The organism is Duganella sp. SG902, from assembly GCF_013376005.1.
In the GTDB taxonomy this organism is placed as follows: domain Bacteria; phylum Pseudomonadota; class Gammaproteobacteria; order Burkholderiales; family Burkholderiaceae_D; genus Rugamonas.
The window spans coordinates 251,706-273,165 of the sequence record NZ_JABMJK010000001.1 but is presented as its reverse complement, the minus strand read 5'-3'; the positions used below and the strand labels follow the sequence as shown (position 1 = coordinate 273,165).

The window sequence follows — 21,460 nt, the reverse complement described above, 5'->3', positions numbered from 1 at the left end:
CGGATCTCACTATCCTTCAGATAGTTTATCTGTTGCCATCCGAGGAGACGCATGCGTTTTAAAAATACAATAATCCGGATGTGGCCGGCCATCGTGGCCATGTGCTGCACCACCCTGTCGGCCGCGGAGACGGCCCATCCATGGAGCGATACCCGGCTCAGTCCGGACCGCCGCGCCGAGCTGGCGCTGGCCGCCATGACGCAGGACGAGAAGCTCAAGCTGGTGTTCGGTTACCTCGGCTCCGACATGGAGTCGAAAAAATACACGCGGCCGCCCGAGTCGCACAATCAGTCGGCCGGTTTCGTCTACGGCGTGCCGCGGCTGGGCATCCCCCACCTGTGGGAAACCGACGCCGGCCTCGGCGTCGCCAGCCAGGCCGGCCCGAACGCGCGGCCGGGCACGGCGCTGCCGTCGGGCCTGGCCACCGCCGCCACCTGGGACCTGGACGGCGCCTACGCCGGCGGCGCCATGATCGGCGCCGAGGCGCGCGCGCGCGGCTTCAATGTCATGCTGGCCGGCGGCGTCAACCTGATGCGCGAGCCGCGCAACGGCCGCAACTTTGAATACGCCGGCGAGGACCCGCTGCTGGCCGGCCAGATCGTCGGCGCGCAGATCCGCGGCATCCAGTCCAACCGCGTGGTGTCCACCCTCAAGCATTTCGCCCTGAACGACCAGGAAAGCGGCCGCACCACGCTCAACGTCAAGATCGACGAGGCGGCCTCGCGCATGTCCGACCTGCTGGCGCTGCAGATCGCCAACGAGCAGGGCCAGCCGGGCGCCGTCATGTGTTCGTACAACCGCCTGAACGGCGTGCACGCCTGCGAAAACGCTTACCTTCTGAGCGAGGTGCTCAAGCAGGACTGGGGCTTCAAGGGCTGGGTGATGTCGGACTGGGGCGCCACCCACAGCACCATACCGGCCGCCAACGCCGGTCTCGACCAGCAATCGGGCATGCCGTTCGACCTGGCCGACTATTTCGCCGCGCCGCTCAAGGAAGCCGTGCTCAACGGCTGGGTGCCGCAGTCGCGCCTGGACGACATGGCGCGCCGCGTGCTGTACGCCATGTTCGCGCACGGGCTGGTGGAGGCGCCGGCCGCGCCGCCGATCGACGCCAAGGCCAACGCGGCGGTGTCGCTGCGCGACGCCCAGGACGGCATGGTGCTATTGAAAAACCAGGGCGGCGTGCTGCCGCTGGCGCGCGGCGTCAAACGCGTGGCCGTGATCGGCGGCTACGCCGACCGCGGCGTGCTGGCCGGCGGCGGCTCCTCGCTGGTGTATCCGGAGGGCGGCAACGCCGTGCCGGGGCTGGAGCCGAAGACCTGGCCGGGACCGGTCATGTATTACCCATCGTCGCCGCTGAAAGCCATCCAGCGGCGCCTGCCGCAGGCGCAGGTGCGCTACGCCGACGGCGCCGATCCGGCCGCCGCCGCCGCGCTGGCGCGCGACAGCGACGTGGTGCTGGTGTTCGCCACCCAGTGGACCGGCGAGGCGTTCGACGTGCCCGACCTGGCGCTGCCGCAGGGCCAGGACGCGCTGATCGCGGCGGTGGCCGCCGCCAACCCGCGTACGGTGGTTGTGCTGCAGACCGGCGGCCCGGTCACCATGCCGTGGCTGGCGCAGGTGCCGGCCGTGCTGGAGGCCTGGTATCCGGGCAGCAGCGGCGGCGAGGCCATCGCCAGCGTGCTGTTTGGCGAGGTCAATCCGTCCGGCCACCTGCCGGCCACCTTCCCGGCCTCGGTGGAGCAGTTGCCGCGCCCGGTGCTGGATGGCTATCCGCAGGTCGAGGACCGCCGTTTCGACATCGACTATCACGAGGGCGCGGCGGTCGGCTACAAGTGGTTCGACCTGAAGGGCATGAAGCCGCTGTTCCCGTTTGGCCATGGCCTGTCCTACACCAGCTTCGCCCTGTCCGGCCTGCGCGCCAGCGTCAACGGCGACGTGCTGAGCGCGTCGTTCACGGTGCGCAACAGCGGCAAGCTGCGCGGCAAGGAAGTGGCGCAAGTGTATGTGGCGCCGCTCGGCGCGCAATGGGAAGCGCCCAAGCGCCTGGCCGGTTTCAAGAAGGTGGACTTGATGCCGGGCGCCAGCGCGACCGCCACGGTCACGATCGATCCGCGTCTGCTGGCCATGTATGACTCGGCCAGCAAGCGCTGGAAAGTGGCAGCCGGCGACTATCGCCTGACGCTGGCTGCCGACGCTGGCGCCGATCCGGCCGCCAGCGTGGTGGTACGTCTGCGGGAGGCCAGCTACGACGTGAACGGCAAGCCCCTGCCGAGATAAAACAAAAAGGAGGAGACATGCATCATGAAGACCAGCAAAGCCCATCGGATCGCGCTGCTGTTTAACGCGAACAAGATATTCGACCGTGAAGTGATCTCGGGAATCGCCGCCTACCTGTCCAGCCGGCGCACCACCTGGGAACTGTTTCTGGAGGAGGATTTCCGCCTGCGCCTGGGCGGCATCGAGCACTGGCAGGGCGACGGCATCATCGCCGACATGGATGATCCGGCGGTCGCCAACGCGCTGGCGCGCTGCAAGGTGCCGGTGGTGGCGGTCGGCGGCTCGTACGCCGACCCGGACGACTATCCGGCCGGCGTGCCGTACGTGGCCACCGACAACTGCGCGCTGATCAAGGCGGCCTACAACCACCTGGTGGACACCGGCCTGCACCGCTTCGCCATGTTCAGCCTGCCGGAGTCGGCGCACAACCGCTGGGCCCAGGAACGCGAGAAGGCCTTCCGCGGCCTGATGTCGCGCGACGGCATGTCGGCCGAGATCTTCCGCGGCTGCGAGACCAGCGTGCAGGAATGGGACGAGGCGGTGCGCGGCCAGGTGGACTGGCTGCGCAGCCTGCCCAAGCCGATCGGCATCATCGCCGTCAACGACGCGCGCGCGCGCCAGCTGCTGCAGGCCTGCCTGCTGGCCGGCATCGAGGTGCCGGAGCAGGTGGCGCTGATCGGCATCGACAACGACCCGCTGGTGCGCATGCTGACGCGCATTCCGCTCAGCTCGGTGATCCAGGGCGCGCAGGAAATGGGGCGCACCGCCGCCAGCCTGCTCGACCGCATGCTGCACGGCGTGCAGCTGGACAGCCCGCGCGTGCTGGTGCCGCCGGCCGGCGTCCAGTCGGCCGCCTCCAGCCAGCACCAGGTGATCCGCCATCCGCAGGTGATGCGCGCGCGCCACTTCATCCGCCAGTACGCCTGCCAGGGCATCAAGACCCACCAGGTGGCCGAGCATGTCGGCGTGTCGCGCTCGTCGCTGGAAACCTATTTCCGGCGCGAGCTCGGTTGCAGCGTGCACGACGTCATCCTGCGCTACAAGCTGGACGCCGCCAAGGCCGGGCTCGAGAGCGAGCGCAGCATCGCCGAGGTGGCGCTGGGCAGCGGCTTCACGTCGATCCAGTACCTGCACCTGGTGTTCAAGCGCGAGCTTGGCTGCACGCCGCGCGCCTACCGCGAGCGCGCGCTGGGAGAGCGCATGCTCGCTTGCGGTTAAGGCCGCCGCTGGCGAATTTTGTCTGTTGTTTTAACGTTTTTCATAATTGTGAGTGACAGGTGCTGTTCCTACAATCCATGAACCTAGTCCATAAAAATATTCGGAGACGATCAAGTGAAACAGCTTAAGAAGACCGCCATCGCGCTTGGCGTGGCGCAGCTGGCGTTGATGACCAGCGGCATGGCGTTTGCCCAGTCCGAGCCGACCACCGTGATGGTGGTGGGCCAGCGCGCCGCGCTGGAGTCGGCGCAAAAGATCAAGCAGAACGCCGACGAGATCGTCGACTCGGTGGTGGCCGACGACATCGGCAAGCTGCCCGACAAATCGGTGACCGAGGTGCTGCAGCGCATCGTCGGCGTCACCATCGACCGCACCATGAACCGCGTCGATCCGCAGCAGGGCGTGGGCGACGGCATCCAGCGCTTCGCCGCCGAGGGCACCGGCGTGTCGATCCGCGGCCTGAGCTACGTGCGCTCGGAACTGAACGGCCGCGACTCGTTCTCGGCCAACGGCGGCCGCTCGCTCAGCTTCGAGGACGTGCCGCCCGAGCTGATGGCCGGCGTCGACGTCTACAAGAACCCGTCGGCCGAGCAGATCGAGGGCGGCATCGGCGGCCTGGTCAACCTGCGCACCGCGCTGCCGTTCGACTTCAAGGGCCGCAAGGGCGCCCTGTCGGTGGAGGCGGCGCGCTCGGACCTGCGCGGCAAGACTTCGCCCTCGTTCTCCGGCATGCTGTCGGACCGCTGGGACACCAGCCTGGGCCAGTTTGGCGCGCTGATCGACCTGGCGCACTCGCGCATCAACACCCGCAGCGACGGCTTGTCGGTCGGCCCTTACATCCCGCGCAACAACATCGTGGTGGGCGACACCAGCGGCAAGACGCGCTGGGCGCCGGGCGGCATCGGCTTCACCACCAATGACTTCAACCGCGACCGCGACGGCCTGTACGGCGCGCTGCAGTGGAAGAAGGACACGCTGTCGTCGGCGCTGACCTATTTCCGCTCCAGGTACAAGATCAGCACCACCGAGAACGGCTTCTTCCAGGCCGGCCAGGCCAGCGTGACCACGCTGGACCCGGGCGCCACCTTCGACGACCAGGGGGCGCTGCTGACCGGCGTGCTGCGCGATCCGAGCGAGGGCGGCGTCAACATCGGCAGCGCCGCGCGCGCCACCGGCCGCACCGCCGACACCCGCGACATCTCGTGGAACCTGGCCTGGCGCGCCTCCAGCCAGTGGACCCTGCGCACCGACCTGCAATACGTCAAGGCCACCACCGAGGGTTACGACAACACCGTCGGCCTGGGCGGCTTCATCCCGAAGGAAACGCTGAACCTGGGCGCCTCGCCGATCCGCGTCACGTTTGACGACAGCGACCGCGCGGCCCTGGTCAATCCGGCCAACTGGTACTGGGGCTTCACCCAGGAGCACCGCGACAAGGCCGACGCCACCCTCAAGACCGGCCGCATCGACGCCAAGTATACGTTTGACGATCCGGTGCTGAACGACGTGCGCTTCGGCCTGCGCGCCACCGAGCGCGAGGCCTTGACCCGCTCGACCCATGACACCGAGTGGACCCAGATCAGCCAGCCATGGGCGGTGGGCGATTCGTGGCAGCCGCTGAGCCAGTTCGCCTACCTGAACGATCCTCGCTTCGCCGGCAATACCACCACGCAGAATTTCTCCAACTTCTTCGGCGGCAAATTCGGCATCCCGACCGTGATCGTGCCGGACATGGCGATGACCGGCAACGTGCCGACCAACTTCGCCAAGCTGCACAACTACACCCAGCTGGTGTGCAAGACGCCGTGCACCCAGGCACCGTGGACCCCGGCGCCGTATGGCGACGCCACCGGCCTGAACGAGCAGAAGGAGCGCACCCAGGCGGCCTATGCGCAGCTGCGCTTCGGCTTCGACAAATGGCAGTATCCGGTGGACGGCAACGTCGGCGTGCGCGTGGTGCACACCGACATGACGGCCGGCGGCTACCAGCTGTTCGCGCCGCCGACCTCGACCGTGATCGGCGTGCCGGTGATCCCGGCGCAATCGCAGCGCCAGGACTTCGACAACAGCTACAACAACGTGCTGCCGAGCCTGAATCTGCGCATGAAGACCAGCGAGCAGCTGCAGTTCCGCGCCGCCCTGTCCAAGGGCATGACGCGGCCGGACTTCTACCAGATGCAGACCTACACCACGCTCAACCAGAACGTCCACACCCACCAGGACCCTGGCGGCCTGCCGGTGCTGGATTCGATCGACTACACCGGCACCGCCAAGGGCAACCCGTTGCTCAAGCCGACGCTGTCCAACAACTTCGACCTGACCGGCGAGTACTACTTCGGCCGCAGCAGCTCGTTCACGGTGGCGTTGTTCAACAAGCAGATCAAGGACATCATCATCGGCCAGACCACTTCGGTCACGCTGAAGGACACCGCCGGTGTGGGGCACGATTTCCTGATCACGTCGCCGGTCAACGGCGCCAAGGGCCGCGCCACCGGCCTGGAGATCGGCTACCAGCAGTACTTCGACAAGCTGCCGGACTGGATGAATGGCTTCGGCGTGTCGGGCAACTACACCTATATCGACAGCCGCATGCGCATGTACAAGCCGCTCAACCGCGTCTGGTGCACGCCGAAGGGCGACCTCGATTCCTCGCTGGCGGCCAACATCGGCGGCTGCGACACCGATGGCCGCGTGCTGAACGCCACCAACCTGCCGATGACCGGCATGTCCAAGAACGCCTACAACCTGGCCTTGCTGTTCGACCGCGGTCCGGTGTCGGCGCGCCTGGCCTACAGCTGGCGCTCGAAGTACCTGCAGGCCGCCAACGCCTACGGCGCCAACGGCAGCGACGGCGTCGACGCCAACCCGAACAGCGCCACCAAAGGCCAGATCTCGTCGGTCAACTATGCGCTGCCGGTGTGGGGCGGGGCCTACGGCCAGCTCGACATGGGCATCCACTACAAGGTGACCGAGGACCTGAGCGTGGCCTTCGAGGCGCGCAACCTGACCAATGCGCTGTACAAGCAGTACATGCAGCAGAACATCGGCTTCAAGGAGAAGGGCGCGTTCTACACCGGCCGCAGCTTCACCTTGCAGGCGCACTACAACTTCTGATGGCCTGACATGTCCGACAAGGCACTTCAAAGGATTGTCATTGTGGGCGGCGGCACGGCGGGTTGGATGACCGCCGCGCCGCTGGCGCTACGCCTCGGCAAGTCGTGCCAGGTCACGCTGATCGAGTCGGCCGACATCGGCACGGTCGGCGTGGGCGAGGCCACGCTGCCCTCGATCCGCTATTACAACCTGGCGCTGGGCCTGGACGGCGCCGACTTCGTGCGCCGCACCCAGGCCACCTTCAAGCTGGGCATCGAGTTCAAGGACTGGGGCCATCGCGGCAACCGTTTCTTCCACGGCTTCGGCGACTTCGGCCCGGCCATCGACAACCGGCCGGCGTATCTGTACTGGCTGCACCTGGCGCGCCAGTTCCCTGACATGCCGTCGTACGAGGCGTGGTCGATGACCACCGCCATGGCGCGCGCCAACCGTTTCATTCCACCGTATGGAGAGCAGGGCACGGTCACCAGTGGCTATTCCTACGCCTTCCATTTTGACGCCAGCCTGTACGCCGCCTACCTGCGCGAGTACGCCATGGAGCGCGGCGTGCAACGCATCGAAGCCACCATCGACGGCGTCGACCAGCATCCGGAAACCGGCTTCATCACGGCGGTGCGCCTGACCGATGGCCGCCGCGTCGAGGGCGACCTGTTCATCGACTGCTCGGGCTTCCGCGGCCTGCTGATCGAGGGCGTGTACAAGGCCGGCTACGAGGACTGGAGCGCCATGCTGCCCTGTAACAGCGCCCAGGCCGTGCCGTGCGCGCGGGTGGAACCGTTGACGCCGTACACCACCTCGACCGCCAGCAGCGCCGGCTGGACCTGGCGCATTCCGCTGCAGCACCGCACCGGCAACGGCCATGTGTACTGCAACAGCTTTATCAGCGACGCCGAGGCGGCGCGCGTGCTGTTGACGGGGCTGGACGAGCGCGCGCTCGACGAGCCGCGCCAGCTGCGCTTCACCACCGGCCGCCGGCGCAAATCGTGGATCAAGAATTGCGTGGCGATCGGTTTGTCGGGCGGCTTCCTCGAGCCGCTGGAATCGACCAGCATCAACATGATCGAGAACGCGGTCGGCTGGCTGCTGCAATACTTCCCGGACCGCGACTTCCGCCCGGCGCTGGCGGAGGAGTTCAACCGGCTGGTGGCGCAGCGCTACGAGTACGTGCGCGACTTCGTGATCCTGCACTACAAGGTCACGCAGCGCGACGACAGCGAGTTCTGGCGCTACTGCGCCAACATGCCGGTGCCCGACACGCTGCGCCACCAGATCGAGGTGTTCCGCGAAAGCGGGCGCGTCGTCATCTACGACCAGCAGGGATTCTCGGTGTCGTCGCATGTGTCCATCCTGATGGGCCTGGGCGTGACGCCGCAGGCTGGCGATCCGCTGATCGACCTGATGGACCAGCAGGCCCTGCACCTGCACTTCACGCGCATGCGCGATACTATCCAGCGCGCGGCCGGCGCCATGCCCGGCCATGCCGCCTTCATCGCAAAACAGATCGGCACCGCCGCCGCTTGAGGAGTCAGATTGAAAACAGTTTGCAAACGTTATGCGCGCCGCCTGCGGGCGGCATGCGCCGTGGTGGCGCTGGGTGTCGCCATGATGGCCCCCACCGCCGCCGTGGCGGCTGGACAGGACCGCGTGGATTGGTGGCGCGAGGCGCGCTTCGGCATGTTCGTGCACTGGGGCTTGTATGCGATCCCCGGACGCGGCGAATGGGTGCAGTGGAACGAGCAGATCCCGGTCGATCAGTACGCCAAGCTGGCGCAGCAGTTCAATCCGACCGCGTTCGACGCCAACGCCTGGGCCGGGCTGGCCAAGTCGGCCGGCATGAAATACATGGTGTTCACCTCGCGCCACCATGACGGCTTCGCCATGTTCGACGATGGCGCCAACCCGTTCACCAGCGTGACCACCGCCGCCCAGCGCGATTTCGTCGGCGAGTACGTGAAAGCCGCTCGCCAGGCCGGGCTGGGCGTGGGCCTGTATTACTCGCCGCTGGACTGGCGCTATCCGGGCTTCTTCTTCCCGGACTTGCAGCGCGCCAGCGCGGAGGCCATGCGCGAGCAATACCATCGCCAGATGAAGGCGCTGCTGTCCAACTACGGCAAGATCGACGTGTTGTGGTTCGATGGCGGCGAGGCGGATTGGCTCAGCTTTGGCGGCGACTGGGGCGGTGCGGAAGCCGGCGCCAACTGGGTCAAGCGCCCATGGGGCAAGCACTACAAGGGCGGCTTCGACTGGGGCCACCAGCAGGTGTACGAGATGCTGCGCCGCCAGCAGCCCGACATTCTGATCAACGGCCGCGCCGACATGCGGGAGGATTTCCATTCGCGCGAGGGCGAGGGCGCGCTGGGCGCGTTCGATAATCAAAAGCCGTGGGAACTGTGCAGCACCATCGCCGGCGCCTGGGGCTACCAGCCGGGCATGGTGCCGCGTCCGCTCGAGCACTACATCCGCCTGCTGGTCAATGTGGTGGGCCGCGACGGCAACCTGCTGCTCAACGTCGGCCCCGGCCCCGATGGCCGTATCGACGCGGTGCAGGCGCAGCGCCTGCGCGAGATCGGCGGCTGGCTGGGCAAGTATGGCAACAGCATTTACGCCACCCGTGGCGGGCCGTTCCTGCCCGGCGACTACGGCGCGTCCACCCACCACGGCAACACCATCTATGTGCACGTGCTGAAGTGGGTGCAGGACAAGCTGGTGCTGCCGGCGATCCCTGCCAAGGTGCTGCGCGCCACCGCGCTGACCGGCGGCGCCGTGCAATGGAAGCAGGACGGGCAGGGCATCGCGCTGACGCTGCCGGCGGCTCAGCGCGACGCCATCGACACCATCGTCGCGCTGGAACTGGATGGGCCGGCTAGCGCGCTCAACACCGTGGCCGTGCCATGAACCGGCCGGCGCCGGTGCGGCGCATCGTCCGCCACTATGGCGCGCATGCCCGCGCACGCCGATTTCCTGAATGGCACCCTGCATCCCAAACATCTGGAGAGCAACTTTGCGACCAATTGAAGCTATCCGCCGCCGCGCCGCCCTGGCCGGGCTGTGCCTGCTGGCGCTGACGGCGCGCGCCGCCGCCGGCCCCGACGCCGTGCTGACCTCGCCCGACGGCCGCACCACCATCCGCATCGCCGCCGACGCCAGCCGGTTCTCGGTCGCGCGGCTGGGCGAGGCGGTGATCGCCGATTCGCCGCTGGGCCTGGAGCTGGACGACGCCCCGCAACTGGCGGCACTGGCGCTGGAAGGCCGCGCCGACAGCACGGTCGACCGCACCATTCCGCTGATCGCCACCAAGGCCGCCAGCGCGCGCGACCATTATCGCGGCGCCACGTTGACCTTCCGTGAAAGCGGCGCGGCCGGGCGCCGCCTGCTGCTCGACGTGCGCGCCTACGACGACGGCGTGGCGTTCCGCTACCGGCTCGACAGCGCCGGGCCGGTGCGCCTGCGCGGCGAGCGCACCGCCTTCGTGCCGGCCGGCGATCCATCCTGCCTGGCGACGGTGGCCAACGGCGCCCACGAGACCGAGTTCGCGCGCCAGCGCTGGTCGCAGTTGCGCGAGGGCGCCGGCTACGACGTGCCGCTGGTCTGCACCGTGGCCTCCGGCCGCACCACCTTCGCCATCACCCAGGCCGACCTGGGCGGCTATACCGGCGCCTCGCTGTGGCGCGAGGGGCCGGCGATGCGGGTGCGGCTGTCGGCCGTGCCCAAGCGGGCCGGTCCGGCGTTCGTGTCGGAATCCGGGCTGAGCACCGCCTGGCGCGTGGTGATGCTGGGCGACCGCAACGGCGACCTGATCGCCTCGCAACTGATCGGCAACCTGAACCCGCCGCCGCGCGGCGACTTCAGCTGGGTACGCCCCGGCAAGGCGGCCTGGGACTGGTGGTCCGGCCCGCTGGAGGGCATGCCGCCCAGCATGGACAGCTACCGCCGCTACATCGATTTTGCCGCCGCCTCGGGCTTTCCGTACTACCTGATCGACGCCGGCTGGGCCTCGGGCACCGGCGCGCAGGCCTGGATCGCGTTGCCGGGCACCGACATCACCCGTCCGGCCGACGGCATCGACATGCCGGCGCTGGTGCGCTACGCCGCCGGCAAGGGCGTCGGCCTGCTGCTGTGGGCGCACTGGGAGCACGTGGCGCCGCGCGTGGAGCAGGTGCTGGACACCTACGCCGCCTGGGGCATCAAGGGCGTCAAGATCGATTTCATGGACCGCGACGACCAGGAGATGGTGGCCTTCTACCGGCAACTGGCCGAGGCCACCGCCAAACGCCACATGCTGCTCGACCTGCACGCCGCCTACGTGCCGGACGGGCTGCAGCGCAGCTATCCCAATTTCATCACGCAGGAAGGCGTGCTGGGCGCGGAATGGAACAAGATGGACAAGCGCGTGACGCCGCAACACAACCTGATGTTGCCGTACACGCGCATGCTGGCCGGGCCGATCGACTACACGCCGGGCGGCTTCCGCAACGGCACCCCGGCCAGCTACAGCGTGCGCGCGGTGCTGCCGTTCACCCAGACCACGCGCGGCCAGGCGCTGGCCATGTACGTGGTGTACGACAGCCCGCTGCAGATGGTGTCGGACGACCCGGACGCCTACCGCGACGCCGACGGCTTCGACTTCATCCGGCGCGTGCCGACCGCCTGGGACGAGACGCGCTTCCTGGCCGGCGAGCCGGGCCAGGACATCCTGCTGGCGCGGCGCCAGGGCAAGGCGTGGTATCTGGGCGCGATGACGGCGTCCGCGCAGCCGGGCGCGATCCAGGTGCCGCTGGATTTCCTGCCGGCCGGCCGCTACCGCGCCACGCTGTGGGAGGACGGCGAGCAGCCCAACGCCTTGCGGCATACGCGGCGCGAGGTGACGCCGGCCGACGTGCTGTCGCTGCGCCTGGCGCTGGCCGGCGGCGCCGTGGTGCTGCTGGAGCCGGCGCCTTGAGAGGGTGCCGCTAAGTTAAGCCTTTTTTGACCGCAAACCGATGAGCCGTCATTCCCGCCTGCGCGGGAATGACGGCATCAGAGTCAGAGGGAGAACTGTGTTACACTTCTAACCCTTTGATTTTTAAGGCAATACACCTCTCATGGAAATTAAGGTCAACTTCCTCGATAAACTCCGTCTCGAAGCCAAGTTTGATGACTTCACGGTGATTGCCGACCAGCCCATCCGCTACAAGGGCGACGGCTCGGCGCCGGGCCCGTTCGATTACTTCCTGGCCTCGTCGGCCCTGTGCGCCGCGTACTTCGTCAAGCTGTACTGCAACACCCGCAACATCCCGACCGAGAACATCCGCCTGTCGCAGAACAATATCGTCGACCCGGAAAACCGCTACAAGCAGATCTTCAAGATCCAGGTCGAGCTGCCGGAAGACATCTCCGACAAGGACCGCCAGGGCATCCTGCGCTCGATCGACCGCTGCACCGTGAAGAAGGTGGTGCAGGAAGGACCGGACTTCATCATCGAGGAAGTGGCCAACCTGGACGCCGACGCCCAAGCGCTGCTGACCGTCAGGCCCGAGGCCGACAGCAGCACCTACATCCTCGGCAAAGACCTGCCGTTGGAGCAGACCATCGCCAACATGTCCGGCCTGCTGGCCGACCTCGGCATCAAGATTGAAATCGCCTCGTGGCGCAACATCGTGCCCAACGTGTGGTCGCTGCACATCCGCGACGCCCACTCGCCGATGTGCTTCACCAACGGCAAGGGCGCGACCAAGGAAAGCGCGCTGGCCTCGGCGCTGGGCGAATACATCGAGCGCATCAGCAACAATCACTTCTACGCGGGCGCCTACTGGGGCGAGGACATCGCCAACGCCGAGTTCGTGCATTACCCGGACGAGAAATGGTTCAAGCCCGCCGCGAAGGACAAGCTGCCGGCCGGCCTGCTGGATGACACCACGCTGGCCATCTACAACGCCGACGGCGAGCTGCGCGGCAAGCACCTGATCGACACCAATTCCGGCAACGCCAAGCGCGGCATCTGCGCGCTGCCGTTCACGCGCCAGTCGGATGGCGAAGCCGTGTATTTCCCATCCAACCTGATCGAAAACCTGTACGCCAGCAACGGCATGAGCGCCGGCAATACGCTGGCCGAGGCGCAGGTGCAGTGCCTGTCGGAGATTTTCGAACGCGCCGTCAAGCGCGAGATCCTTGAGGGCGAGATCGCGCTGCCGGACGTGCCGCGGGACGTGCTGGCCAAATACCCGGGCATCGTGGCCGGCATCAAGGGACTGGAGGAGCAGGGCTTCCCGGTGCTGGTGAAGGACGCCTCGCTGGGCGGCCAGTACCCGGTGATGTGCGTGACGCTGATGAACCCGCGCACCGGCGGCGTGTTCGCCTCGTTCGGCGCGCACCCGAGCCTGGAGGTGGCGCTGGAACGCAGCCTGACCGAGCTGATGCAGGGCCGCAGCTTCGAGGGCCTGAACGACTTGCCGTGCCCGACCTTCGCCAGCGAGGCCGTGACCGAGCCGTACAACTTCGTCGAGCATTTCATCGATTCCAGCGGCGTGGTGTCGTGGCGCTTCTTCAGCGCCAAGGCCGACTATGAATTTGTCGAGTGGGACTTCACCAGCGAGGGCGACCACGCCAACGCCGAGGAAGCCGCCACGCTGCTGGGCATCCTGGCCGACATGGGCAAGGAAGTCTACACCGCCGTCTACGACCAGCTGGGCGCGACTGCCTGCCGCATCCTGGTGCCGGGCTATTCGGAAGTCTATCCGGTGGAGGACCTGATCTGGGATAACACCAACAAGTCGTTGCTGTTCCGCGAGGACGTGCTGAACCTGCACCGCCTCAACGACAAGCAACTGGCGGCGCTGCTGGACCGGCTGGAAAACAACGAGCTGGACGAGTACGGCGACATCGCCACCCTGATCGGCATCGAGTTCGACGAGAACACCGAATGGGGCCAGCTCACCGTGCTGGAACTGAAGCTGCTGATCAACCTGGCCTTGCGGCAGCACGAGGAGGCGCACGAGCTGGTGGGCGCCTTCCTGCAGTACAACGACAACACCGTCGAGCGCGGCCTGTTCTACCAGGCCCTGAACGCGGTGCTGGAGGTGGTGCTGGACGACGAGCTGGAACTGGACGACTACGTGGTCAACTTCCGCCGCATGTTTGGCGACGCCCGCATGGACGCGGTGCTGGGCTCGGTGGACGGCAGCGTGCGCTTCCACGGCCTGACGCCGACCAGCATGCGGCTGGAAGGCCTGGAGCGCCACCAGCGCCTGCTGGACAGCTACCGCAAGCTGCACGCGGCGCGCGCCCGCTGGGCCGCGCGCGCGAAGGCCTGAATCCCCGGTCGCCATCCCGCCGCGCCGCCGGCGGCTGTGCTTGATCCAGATCAAAGACAGCTTTGAGCCGGCGCAACCATAATGGTTTGCTACCGCATGGCGCGGGACGGGGAGAGGTGATGGAGACGATGGGTTGGCGCGCCGACATGGCGCTCGGGATTCCCCTGTTCGACGAGGCGCATCAGGCGCTGACGGAACAGGTCGCATTGTTGCAGGCGATGCCGGACGCCGCCTTCGAGGCCGGCCTGGCCGAGCTGGTCGCCGCGCTGGAGGAGGATTTCCGGCTGGAGGAGCGCTTGATGGAGGCGATCGACTATCCGGCGCTGCGCTCGCATCGCGAGCAGCACGCGCGCGTGCTGGCCACGCTGCATTGCCTGGCGCCGGGCGACATCGCCGCCGGGCGCCGGGTGGCCGCCCTGGTGCTGCCCTGGTTCGAGATGCATCTGGCCACCGCCGACACCGCGCTGGCGCTGGCGCTGCAGCTGGCCGGCCGGTCCAGGGCCGAGGCCCACGCCGGCGAGGGCGGCGGCACGGCTTGAGCCGGCTATTGAGCACGGCACGATTTTGCTCTAAGGTAGGGACGCACACTACCAAAGGAGGATGACATGAAATACATCGCTGGAATCGTCTGTGCAATGGCGCTGGCCGCGCCGCTGGTCCAGGCGGCGGACGACGCCGCCGTCGCGGTGGCCATGGTCGACAAGGGCGCCGCCTACCTGAAAAAGCATGGCAAGGAGGCCCTGATCAAGGAGGTCAACGCCAAGAATCCGGAATTCGTGACTCCCCAGACCTACCTGACGGTGCGCGCGCTCGACGGCACGCAGCTGGCCCACCCCACCAATCCGCGCCTGGTCGGCAAGAACGCCGTGCCGCTGCCGGATGCTGACGGGAAATTATTCAGGAAGGAGATTATTGACCGCGCCCAGTCGGAGGGCAAGGGCTGGGTGGATTATCGCTACAACAATCCGCAAACCGGCGAGATCGAAAAGAAAAGCACGTATTTCGTCAAGAATGGCGACGTGATCCTCGAGGCGGGGATCTACAAGGGCAAGTAGCGGCCCTCCAGCAGGGCCCGCCGTTCGGCGGCGGGCCCTGCGCACTTCAGGCGCTTACCACCACAGCGCGTACACCGCCACCAGCACCGTGACGATCACGGCGGTGCCCAAGGCGAAGCCGCGGTCGACCCGGAACAGCGAGGTGTCGATCTCCAGGCCCTTGCTGTCGGCGCCGCGTTGCGGCGACAGTTTGCTGATCAGCACCATGCCGGCCACCACCACGAAGAACACGATGAACATGCGGTCGAGGAAGGGGATTTCCGCCACGCCGGCCGCGTTGGCCTTGGCGAAGCCGATCGGCACCAGGAAGGACAGGTCCGTCATGGTCGGCAGGAACTTCAGGATGATCGAGCCGATCAGGCCGCCCACGGTGGCGAACATGGCCGCGCCGGAGGTGGTCTGTTTCCAGAAGAAGCCCATCAGGAACATGGCCAGGATGCCCGGCGAGACGAAGCCGGTGTATTCCTGGATGTACTGGAAGCCGCCTTGCTTGTCGATGCCCAGCAGCGGCGCGATCAGCACCGCCAGCAGCATGGCCGCGACCACGGTCAGGCGGCCGATCCACACCATGCGCTGCTCGCTGGCCTCGCGGTTGAACAGCTTCTTGTAGATGTCCAGCGTGAAGATGGTGGCGATGGAGTTGGCCTTGCCGGCCAGCGAGGCCACCACGGCGGCGGTCAGGGCGGCGAAGGCCACGCCCTTCAGGCCCGACGGCAGCAGACCCAGCAGGATAGGGTAGGCGCGGTCGGGATTGAGCTCGCCGCCCTGGCGCATGGCGTCGCCCAGCACGCCGGAGCGGTCCAGCGCGAACGCGGCGATACCCGGCAGCACCACGATCACCGGCATCAGCAGCTTGAGGAAGGCCGCGAACAGCAGGCCCTTGCGCGCGGTCGGCAGGTCGGCGCCCAGCGCGCGCTGGGTGATGTACTGGTTGCAGCCCCAGTAGTTCAGGTTGACGATCCACATGCCGCCCAGCAGGATGGACAGGCCCGGCAGGTCCATATAGTTCGGGTTGTCGCGCTTGAGCACCATGTCGAAGTGGTCGCGGGTGCTGGCGTACAGCTCGGTCAGGCCCTTCAGGGCGCCGTGGCCCTGGGCCAGCGCCGCCACCATGTCGAGCGCCAGCCAGGTGGTCACCAGGCCGCCGATCACCAGGCAGGTCACCTGCACCACGTCGGTGTAGCCGATCACCTTCATGCCGCCCAGCGTGATGATGGCGGCGAACACGGCCAGGAACAGCATGCACGGCAGCAGGGCGATGCCTGACAGGCTGCTGATCGCCAGCGCGCCCAGGTACAGGATCGAGGTCAGGTTGACCACCACGTACAGGCCCAGCCAGAACAGCGCCATGGTGGTGGCCACCGCCTTGCCGTAGCGTTGCTCAAGGAATTGCGGCATCGTGTAAATGTGGTGTTTTAGATACACTGGCATGAAAAACACCGCCACGATGACCAGCGTGGCGGCCGCCATCAGCTCGTACACGGCGATCGCCATGCCGATGCGGTAGCCGGAGCCGCTCATGCCGATGAACTGCTCGGCGGAGATGTTGGAGGCGATCAGGGAGGCGCCGATGGCCCACCACGTCAGCGAGCCTTCAGCCAGGAAGTAGTCGTGCGAGGCCAGGCCGGAGTTGCTCTGGCGGCGTTTGTACACCCACAGGCCGTAGCCGGCGACGAGGACGAAATACACCAGGAAAACAATGGTATCGAGAGTCGAAAAAGCGGTCATGAATAGCTCACAGTAAAGAACCCGGTCCGCATTATTGCCCAAGAGCGGGCCCGGCAGCGCACTTGCGGAAGAATTATTGTGCTGGTTGGTGAAATTCATAATCGCCGGCGCGGCGCGCGGCGGCGCGCGCTTTGCGGCCAAGACCGCCTGTTTGTGTCATACTGCCGCGCTTTGACAAGATAGTGCAGTTTTAACAAGCAATGGAGGCGGCAGTGAGTATTTTCAGAACCAAGGATTTCGACGCCATGCGCGCGGCCAGCGCCACGCCGGGGGGATTGAAGAAGGTCCTTGGGCCCATCGACCTGGTCCTGATGGGCATCGGCGCCATCGTCGGCACCGGCATCTTCGTGCTGACCGGCAGCGGCGCCACCACGGCCGGCCCGGCGCTGGCGCTGTCGTTCGTGGTGGCGGCGTTCGCCTGCGGCTTCGCCGCCCTGTGCTACGCGGAATTCGCCTCGATACTGCCGGTTGCCGGCGGCATCTATACTTACAGTTACGCCATCCTCGGCGAGATCGTCGCCTGGATGATAGGCTGGGACCTGATCCTCGAATACGGCCTGGTGACCTCGGCGGTGTCGGTCGGCTGGTCGGGCTATTTCCAGTCGCTGCTGGGCGGCTTCGGCCTGCACATCCCGGCGGCGCTGTCGGCCGCGCCGGGCGCCATCCCGGGCGTGGCCACCTTCTTCAACCTGCCGGCCTTCCTGATCATGATGGTGCTGACCGTGATGCTGTCGCTGGGCGTGCGCGAGTCGGCCCGCATCAACAACATCATGGTGGTGGTCAAGATCGGCGTGGTGCTGCTGTTCATCCTGGTGGGCGCGCGCCACGTGGCGCCGGCCAACTGGCAGCCGTTCATGCCGTACGGCGTGAACGGCGTGATGAGCGCGGCCGCGCTGGTGTTCTTCGCCTTCATCGGCTTCGACGCCGTGACCACCGCCGCCGAGGAGGTGAAGAATCCCAAACGCGACTTGCCGATCGGCATTATCGGCTCGCTGGCCGTGTGCACCGTGCTGTACGTGATCGTCACCGGCATCATGACCGGCATCGTGCCGTTCGCCCAGTTCAAGGGCGTCGACCATCCGGTCTCGCTGGCGCTGCAGTTCGCCGGCGAGAACTGGTTCGCCGGCTTCGTCGACCTCGGCGCCATCCTCGGCATGAGCACCGTGATCCTGGTGATGGCCTTCGGCCAGAGCCGGGTGCTGTACGCCATGTCGCGCGACGGCCTGCTGCCGGCGCGCCTGTCGGCGTTGAACGGCGCCGGCACGCCGATCGTGGCCACCTGGCTGGTCGGGCTGGTGTTCGGCCTGCTGGGCGCGCTGGTGCCGCTGCAGGTGCTGGGCGAACTGGCCAATATCGGCACGCTGGCCGCGTTCTGCCTGGTGTCGGTGGCGGTGATCGTGCTGCGCAGGCGGCGTCCCGACCTGCCGCGCGCGTTCCGCTGCCCGGGCGTGCCGCTGATCCCGGCGCTGGCCATCCTGTTCTGCGGCGCGCTGATGGTGTTCCTGAGCGCGGTGACCTGGATCGCCTTCATGGTCTGGCTGGCGATCGGCCTGGTGGTGTACTTCAGCTACGCGCGCCACCGCTCGGCGCTCAACCCGGCGCGCTGACCGGTGTCGAGGGACGGCCTGCCCCGCGGCGCCTGGCGCGCCGCCCTGTACCGCCGCATGCAAGCGCGCGCGCAGGGCGAGCACGACCTGCAGGACTGGCGCAGCCGGCTGCTCGACGGCCTGTGCGCGGTGGCGTTCTGGTTCGGCCTGCTGGCGGTGCTGCCCAGCATGTGGGGCAGCGTGCGCCAGGGGCACTGGCCGCTGGCGCTGGCGGACGTGGCGGCGCTGGCCGGCACGGCGGTCCTGCATTTCCGCCGCGGCATTCCCTACCGCTGGCGCGCCGGCGCGCTGCTGGCGATCGCCTACCTGATCGCGGTGGTGCTGCTGTTCTCGCTGGGGCCGCTGTCGCAGATCTACCTGCTGGCGGTGCCGGTGCTGTGCACCGTGCTGATCGGCGCCGGCGCCGCCACCCTGGCGCTGCTGGGGTGCGGCGCCACGCTGTTCCTGGCCGGCTACCTGGGCGGCATCGAGCCGGGCATGGCGGTGGTGTCGCTCAGCCCGCTCGCGCACTGGGCCATCCTGAGCCTGAACTTCCTGCTGGTGGCGGCGGTGCTGAGCGTGTCCTGCACCTATCTGCTGCACGGCCTGGCCGGCGCGCTGGTGCGCGAGCGCGCCATCCACGCGCGCAACGCCGAAGCGCTGGCGGCGCGCCGCGCGGCCGAGGTGTCCAGCCAGCTCAAGAGCGACTTCCTGGCCATGATCAGCCACGAGGTGCGCACCCCGCTGGGCGGGGTGATCGGCATGCTGCGCTCGGCGCTCAAGGATAGCGGGCTGGCGCCGCACACCCACGACAAGCTGCGCCTGAGCCTGAGCAACGCCGAGGTGCTGCTGCAGATCATCAACGACATCCTCGATTTCTCGCGCCTGGAGGCCGGCAAGATGCCGCTGGAAACGCTGGACTTCGACCTCGCCACGCTGCTGCGCGACGTGGTCGACCTGCTGGCCGACCGCGCCGAGGCCAAGGGCATCTCGCTGATCGCCGAGCTGGACCCGGCGCTGCCGGCCTGGTGGCGCGGCGATCCGACCCGGCTGCGCCAGGTGGTGGTCAACCTGGTCGGCAACGGCATCAAGTTCACCGAGCACGGCGAGGTGCGCGTCAGCGTCGCCGAGCAGGCCGGGCAGGGCATTGTGCTGAGCGTGCGCGACAGCGGCATCGGCATCGCGCCCGAGGCGCTGGGCCGGCTGTTCCAGAAGTTCGAGCAGGCCGACGCCGCCACCGCGCGCAAGTATGGCGGCACCGGGCTGGGGCTGGCGATCTGCAAGAACATCGTGGCCGCCATGGGCGGCCATATCGAGGCCAGCAGCGAGCCCGGCGTCGGCAGCGTGTTCCGTGTGCGCCTGCCGCTGGCGCGCGGCACGCCGGCGCCAGCGCGCCCGGCCGCGCCGCTGCGGCCGCACGCGGCGCGGCTGGCCGTGCTGTGCGCCGAGGATGGCAGCACCAACCAGATCATCCTGCGCGAGCTGCTGGGCGAGATGGGGCATCTGATCACCCTGGTCGAGGATGGCGTGGCGGCGCTGGAGGAACTGGCCGCGCGCGACTACGACCTGGTGATCCTCGATGGCCGCATGCCGCGCATGGATGGCCTGGCCGCGCTGCAGCGCCTGCGCGCCGGCCTGGACGGCGTGCGCGACGCCGCCCTGCCGGTGATCGCGCTGACCGCCAACGCCACCGCCGAGGACCGCCAGCGCTTCCTGGCGGCCGGCGCCAGCGGCTTCTTGGCCAAGCCCATCGATGAACATGAATTGCACGCCGAGATCGCGCGCCAGCTGGCGGCCTTGCAGGCGCGCGGCCGGCCGCTGATCGGCGAACTGCGCGCGGCGCAGGGGCAGCGCCCGGCGCTGGCCGAGCTGGACGCCATGTTTGGCGTGGCGCCGCCGCCGCCCGCCGGCGTGCCGCAGCCGCAGGCCAACGACAAGCTGTACCGCGCCATGCGCGCGGCCTTCCTCGGCGAGGGGCCGCGCCTGCTGGAGGTGGCGCGGCAGGGGCTGGCGGCAGGGGACGCCGGCGCCGTGGCGCTGGCCGCCCACAGCCTGATGGGCGCGGCCGCCTACCTGGGCGCCGACGCCGTGCACACGCGTTGCGCGCGCATCGAAAAGCTGGCCGACGCCGGCCAGCTCGACGCCGTGGCGCCGCAACTGGCGGCGCTCGGGCAGGAACTGGAGCAGGCGCTGGCCGGGCTGCAGCTTATTTGAGGAATTGCACCAGCTTGGGCACCACCTCGGCGGTGGCTTCCTCCATCAGCCAGTGGCCGCTGCCCTTGATGATCACGCCCTCGACGTTGCTGTCCACCAGGCGCGCCTGCTGGATCAGGAATTCGCCGGAGGCCTTCTCGCCGGTCAGCACCAGCATCGGGATCGTCAGCGGCGTCCTGGCGTAGGCGGCGAATTCCTCGGCATCCTGGGCAAACGCGCGGAACACCTCGAAGCCGGCCTTCATGTGGCCCGGCTGGGCGTATTCGGCGGCGTAGAACTTGCGGTCGGCCTCGCTCAGCGACTTGGTCTTGTCGGCGGCGAAATCGTTCCAGAAGTGCTCGAAGTAGGTGCGCTCGCGGCCCTGCACCAGCGCCAGCGGCGTCTCGCCGTAGAAATGGAAGTGCCACAGGTCGCGCAGCAGCCAGACATCCTTCCAGTTGCCGACGCCGGGCAGGAAGGCGTCCATCAGCGCGATCTTGTTGACCTCCCGCGGATACTGGGCGGCGTAGGCATAGGCCACCATCAGGCCGATGTCATGGCCGACCACCTTGGCCGACTTGACGCCGAGGCTGGCCGCCAGCGCGTGCACGTCCTGCGCCATCACCGACTTGGTGTAGGGGCCGGGCGGCAGGCCGGACTTGCCGAAGCCGCGCAGGTCGGGCGCGATCACCAGGTGGTCCTTCGACAGCTGGGCCATCAGCGGCAGCCACATGTGGCTGGACTGGGTGTAGCCGTGCAGCAGGATGACCGGGTCGCCCTTGCCGGCCGACAGGTAGTGCAGCCGCACGCCGTTGACCTCGGCGAACTGGCTCTTGGGCGCCTCGGCCCGGGCCGTGGCGGAAAAGAACAGCAGGGCTATCCAGACCAGCTTGGTAAAAGTGCGCAACATGATGATCTCCTTTGGTTGAGCGCACAGGATAGCCATGCGGCTTGCCCCGATATACCCACTATCGGGTGAATTCTTTCTATACAATAT

Annotated in this window: 13 protein-coding genes; 11 read left to right on the top strand and 2 right to left on the bottom strand. The window is 67.7% G+C overall.

Going from position 1 to position 21,460, the window contains the following annotated elements:
* Positions 1-51: 51 nt before the first annotated feature.
* The 9 genes from FHW83_RS01095 (at position 52) to FHW83_RS01055 (ending at position 14,956) form a co-directional block, all read left to right on the top strand.
* Positions 52-2,280, top strand: a complete 2,229-nt coding sequence (locus tag FHW83_RS01095; RefSeq protein ID WP_176644531.1) for a glycoside hydrolase family 3 C-terminal domain-containing protein — start codon at positions 52-54, stop codon at positions 2,278-2,280.
* A gap of 24 nt (positions 2,281-2,304) precedes the next feature.
* Positions 2,305-3,498: a DNA-binding transcriptional regulator gene (locus FHW83_RS01090; RefSeq protein ID WP_176644530.1), complete on the top strand. Its 1,194-nt coding sequence runs from the start codon at positions 2,305-2,307 to the stop codon at positions 3,496-3,498.
* Positions 3,499-3,612: 114 nt separating this feature from the next.
* Positions 3,613-6,612, top strand: a complete 3,000-nt coding sequence (locus FHW83_RS01085) for a TonB-dependent receptor (RefSeq protein WP_176644529.1) — start codon at positions 3,613-3,615, stop codon at positions 6,610-6,612.
* A gap of 9 nt (positions 6,613-6,621) precedes the next feature.
* On the top strand, positions 6,622-8,133 hold the full coding sequence (locus tag FHW83_RS01080) for a tryptophan halogenase family protein (RefSeq protein ID WP_176644528.1): 1,512 nt from the start codon (positions 6,622-6,624) through the stop codon (positions 8,131-8,133).
* 9 nt (positions 8,134-8,142) lie between these two features.
* Positions 8,143-9,507, top strand: coding sequence for an alpha-L-fucosidase (locus FHW83_RS01075; protein WP_176644527.1), 1,365 nt, complete (start codon positions 8,143-8,145; stop codon positions 9,505-9,507).
* Between the two features lie 106 nt (positions 9,508-9,613).
* Positions 9,614-11,551, top strand: a complete 1,938-nt coding sequence (locus tag FHW83_RS01070) for a glycoside hydrolase family 97 protein (RefSeq protein ID WP_218105910.1) — start codon at positions 9,614-9,616, stop codon at positions 11,549-11,551.
* 142 nt (positions 11,552-11,693) lie between these two features.
* Complete coding sequence (locus tag FHW83_RS01065; protein WP_176644525.1) at positions 11,694-13,901, top strand: OsmC domain/YcaO domain-containing protein; 2,208 nt, start codon at positions 11,694-11,696, stop codon at positions 13,899-13,901.
* Positions 13,902-14,020: 119 nt separating this feature from the next.
* Positions 14,021-14,440 (top strand): bacteriohemerythrin, encoded by a 420-nt coding sequence (locus FHW83_RS01060; RefSeq protein WP_176644524.1) that lies wholly within the window; start codon positions 14,021-14,023, stop codon positions 14,438-14,440.
* 66 nt (positions 14,441-14,506) lie between these two features.
* Positions 14,507-14,956, top strand: a complete 450-nt coding sequence (locus FHW83_RS01055; RefSeq protein ID WP_176644523.1) for a cache domain-containing protein — start codon at positions 14,507-14,509, stop codon at positions 14,954-14,956.
* A gap of 54 nt (positions 14,957-15,010) precedes the next feature.
* Here the strand turns inward: FHW83_RS01055 and FHW83_RS01050 are convergent, their stop codons facing one another.
* Positions 15,011-16,684: a sodium/solute symporter gene (locus tag FHW83_RS01050; protein ID WP_176644522.1), complete on the bottom strand. Its 1,674-nt coding sequence runs from the start codon at positions 16,682-16,684 to the stop codon at positions 15,011-15,013.
* Between the two features lie 212 nt (positions 16,685-16,896).
* Here FHW83_RS01050 and FHW83_RS01045 point away from each other — a divergent pair, with 212 nt between their 5' ends.
* Complete coding sequence (locus tag FHW83_RS01045; protein ID WP_373997153.1) at positions 16,897-18,291, top strand: amino acid permease; 1,395 nt, start codon at positions 16,897-16,899, stop codon at positions 18,289-18,291.
* 3 nt (positions 18,292-18,294) lie between these two features.
* On the top strand, positions 18,295-20,484 hold the full coding sequence (locus FHW83_RS01040; RefSeq protein ID WP_176644521.1) for an ATP-binding protein: 2,190 nt from the start codon (positions 18,295-18,297) through the stop codon (positions 20,482-20,484).
* Here the strand turns inward: FHW83_RS01040 and FHW83_RS01035 are convergent.
* Positions 20,477-21,373 (bottom strand): alpha/beta fold hydrolase, encoded by an 897-nt coding sequence (locus FHW83_RS01035; protein ID WP_176644520.1) that lies wholly within the window; start codon positions 21,371-21,373, stop codon positions 20,477-20,479. The two genes, FHW83_RS01040 and FHW83_RS01035, sit on opposite strands and share 8 nt — an antisense overlap.
* Positions 21,374-21,460: the final 87 nt, after the last annotated feature.

Excerpts from the sequence above, each read along its gene's own strand:
- FHW83_RS01095 (WP_176644531.1), top strand. The coding sequence starts at position 52 with ATGCGTTTTAAAAATACAATAATCCGGATGTGGCCGGCCATCGTGGCC.
- FHW83_RS01090 (WP_176644530.1), top strand. The coding sequence starts at position 2,305 with ATGAAGACCAGCAAAGCCCATCGGATCGCGCTGCTGTTTAACGCGAAC.
- FHW83_RS01080 (WP_176644528.1), top strand. The coding sequence starts at position 6,622 with ATGTCCGACAAGGCACTTCAAAGGATTGTCATTGTGGGCGGCGGCACG.
- FHW83_RS01065 (WP_176644525.1), top strand. The coding sequence starts at position 11,694 with ATGGAAATTAAGGTCAACTTCCTCGATAAACTCCGTCTCGAAGCCAAG.
- FHW83_RS01060 (WP_176644524.1), top strand. The coding sequence starts at position 14,021 with ATGGAGACGATGGGTTGGCGCGCCGACATGGCGCTCGGGATTCCCCTG.
- FHW83_RS01055 (WP_176644523.1), top strand. The coding sequence starts at position 14,507 with ATGAAATACATCGCTGGAATCGTCTGTGCAATGGCGCTGGCCGCGCCG.
- FHW83_RS01050 (WP_176644522.1), bottom strand. The coding sequence starts at position 16,684 with ATGACCGCTTTTTCGACTCTCGATACCATTGTTTTCCTGGTGTATTTC.
- FHW83_RS01035 (WP_176644520.1), bottom strand. The coding sequence starts at position 21,373 with ATGTTGCGCACTTTTACCAAGCTGGTCTGGATAGCCCTGCTGTTCTTT.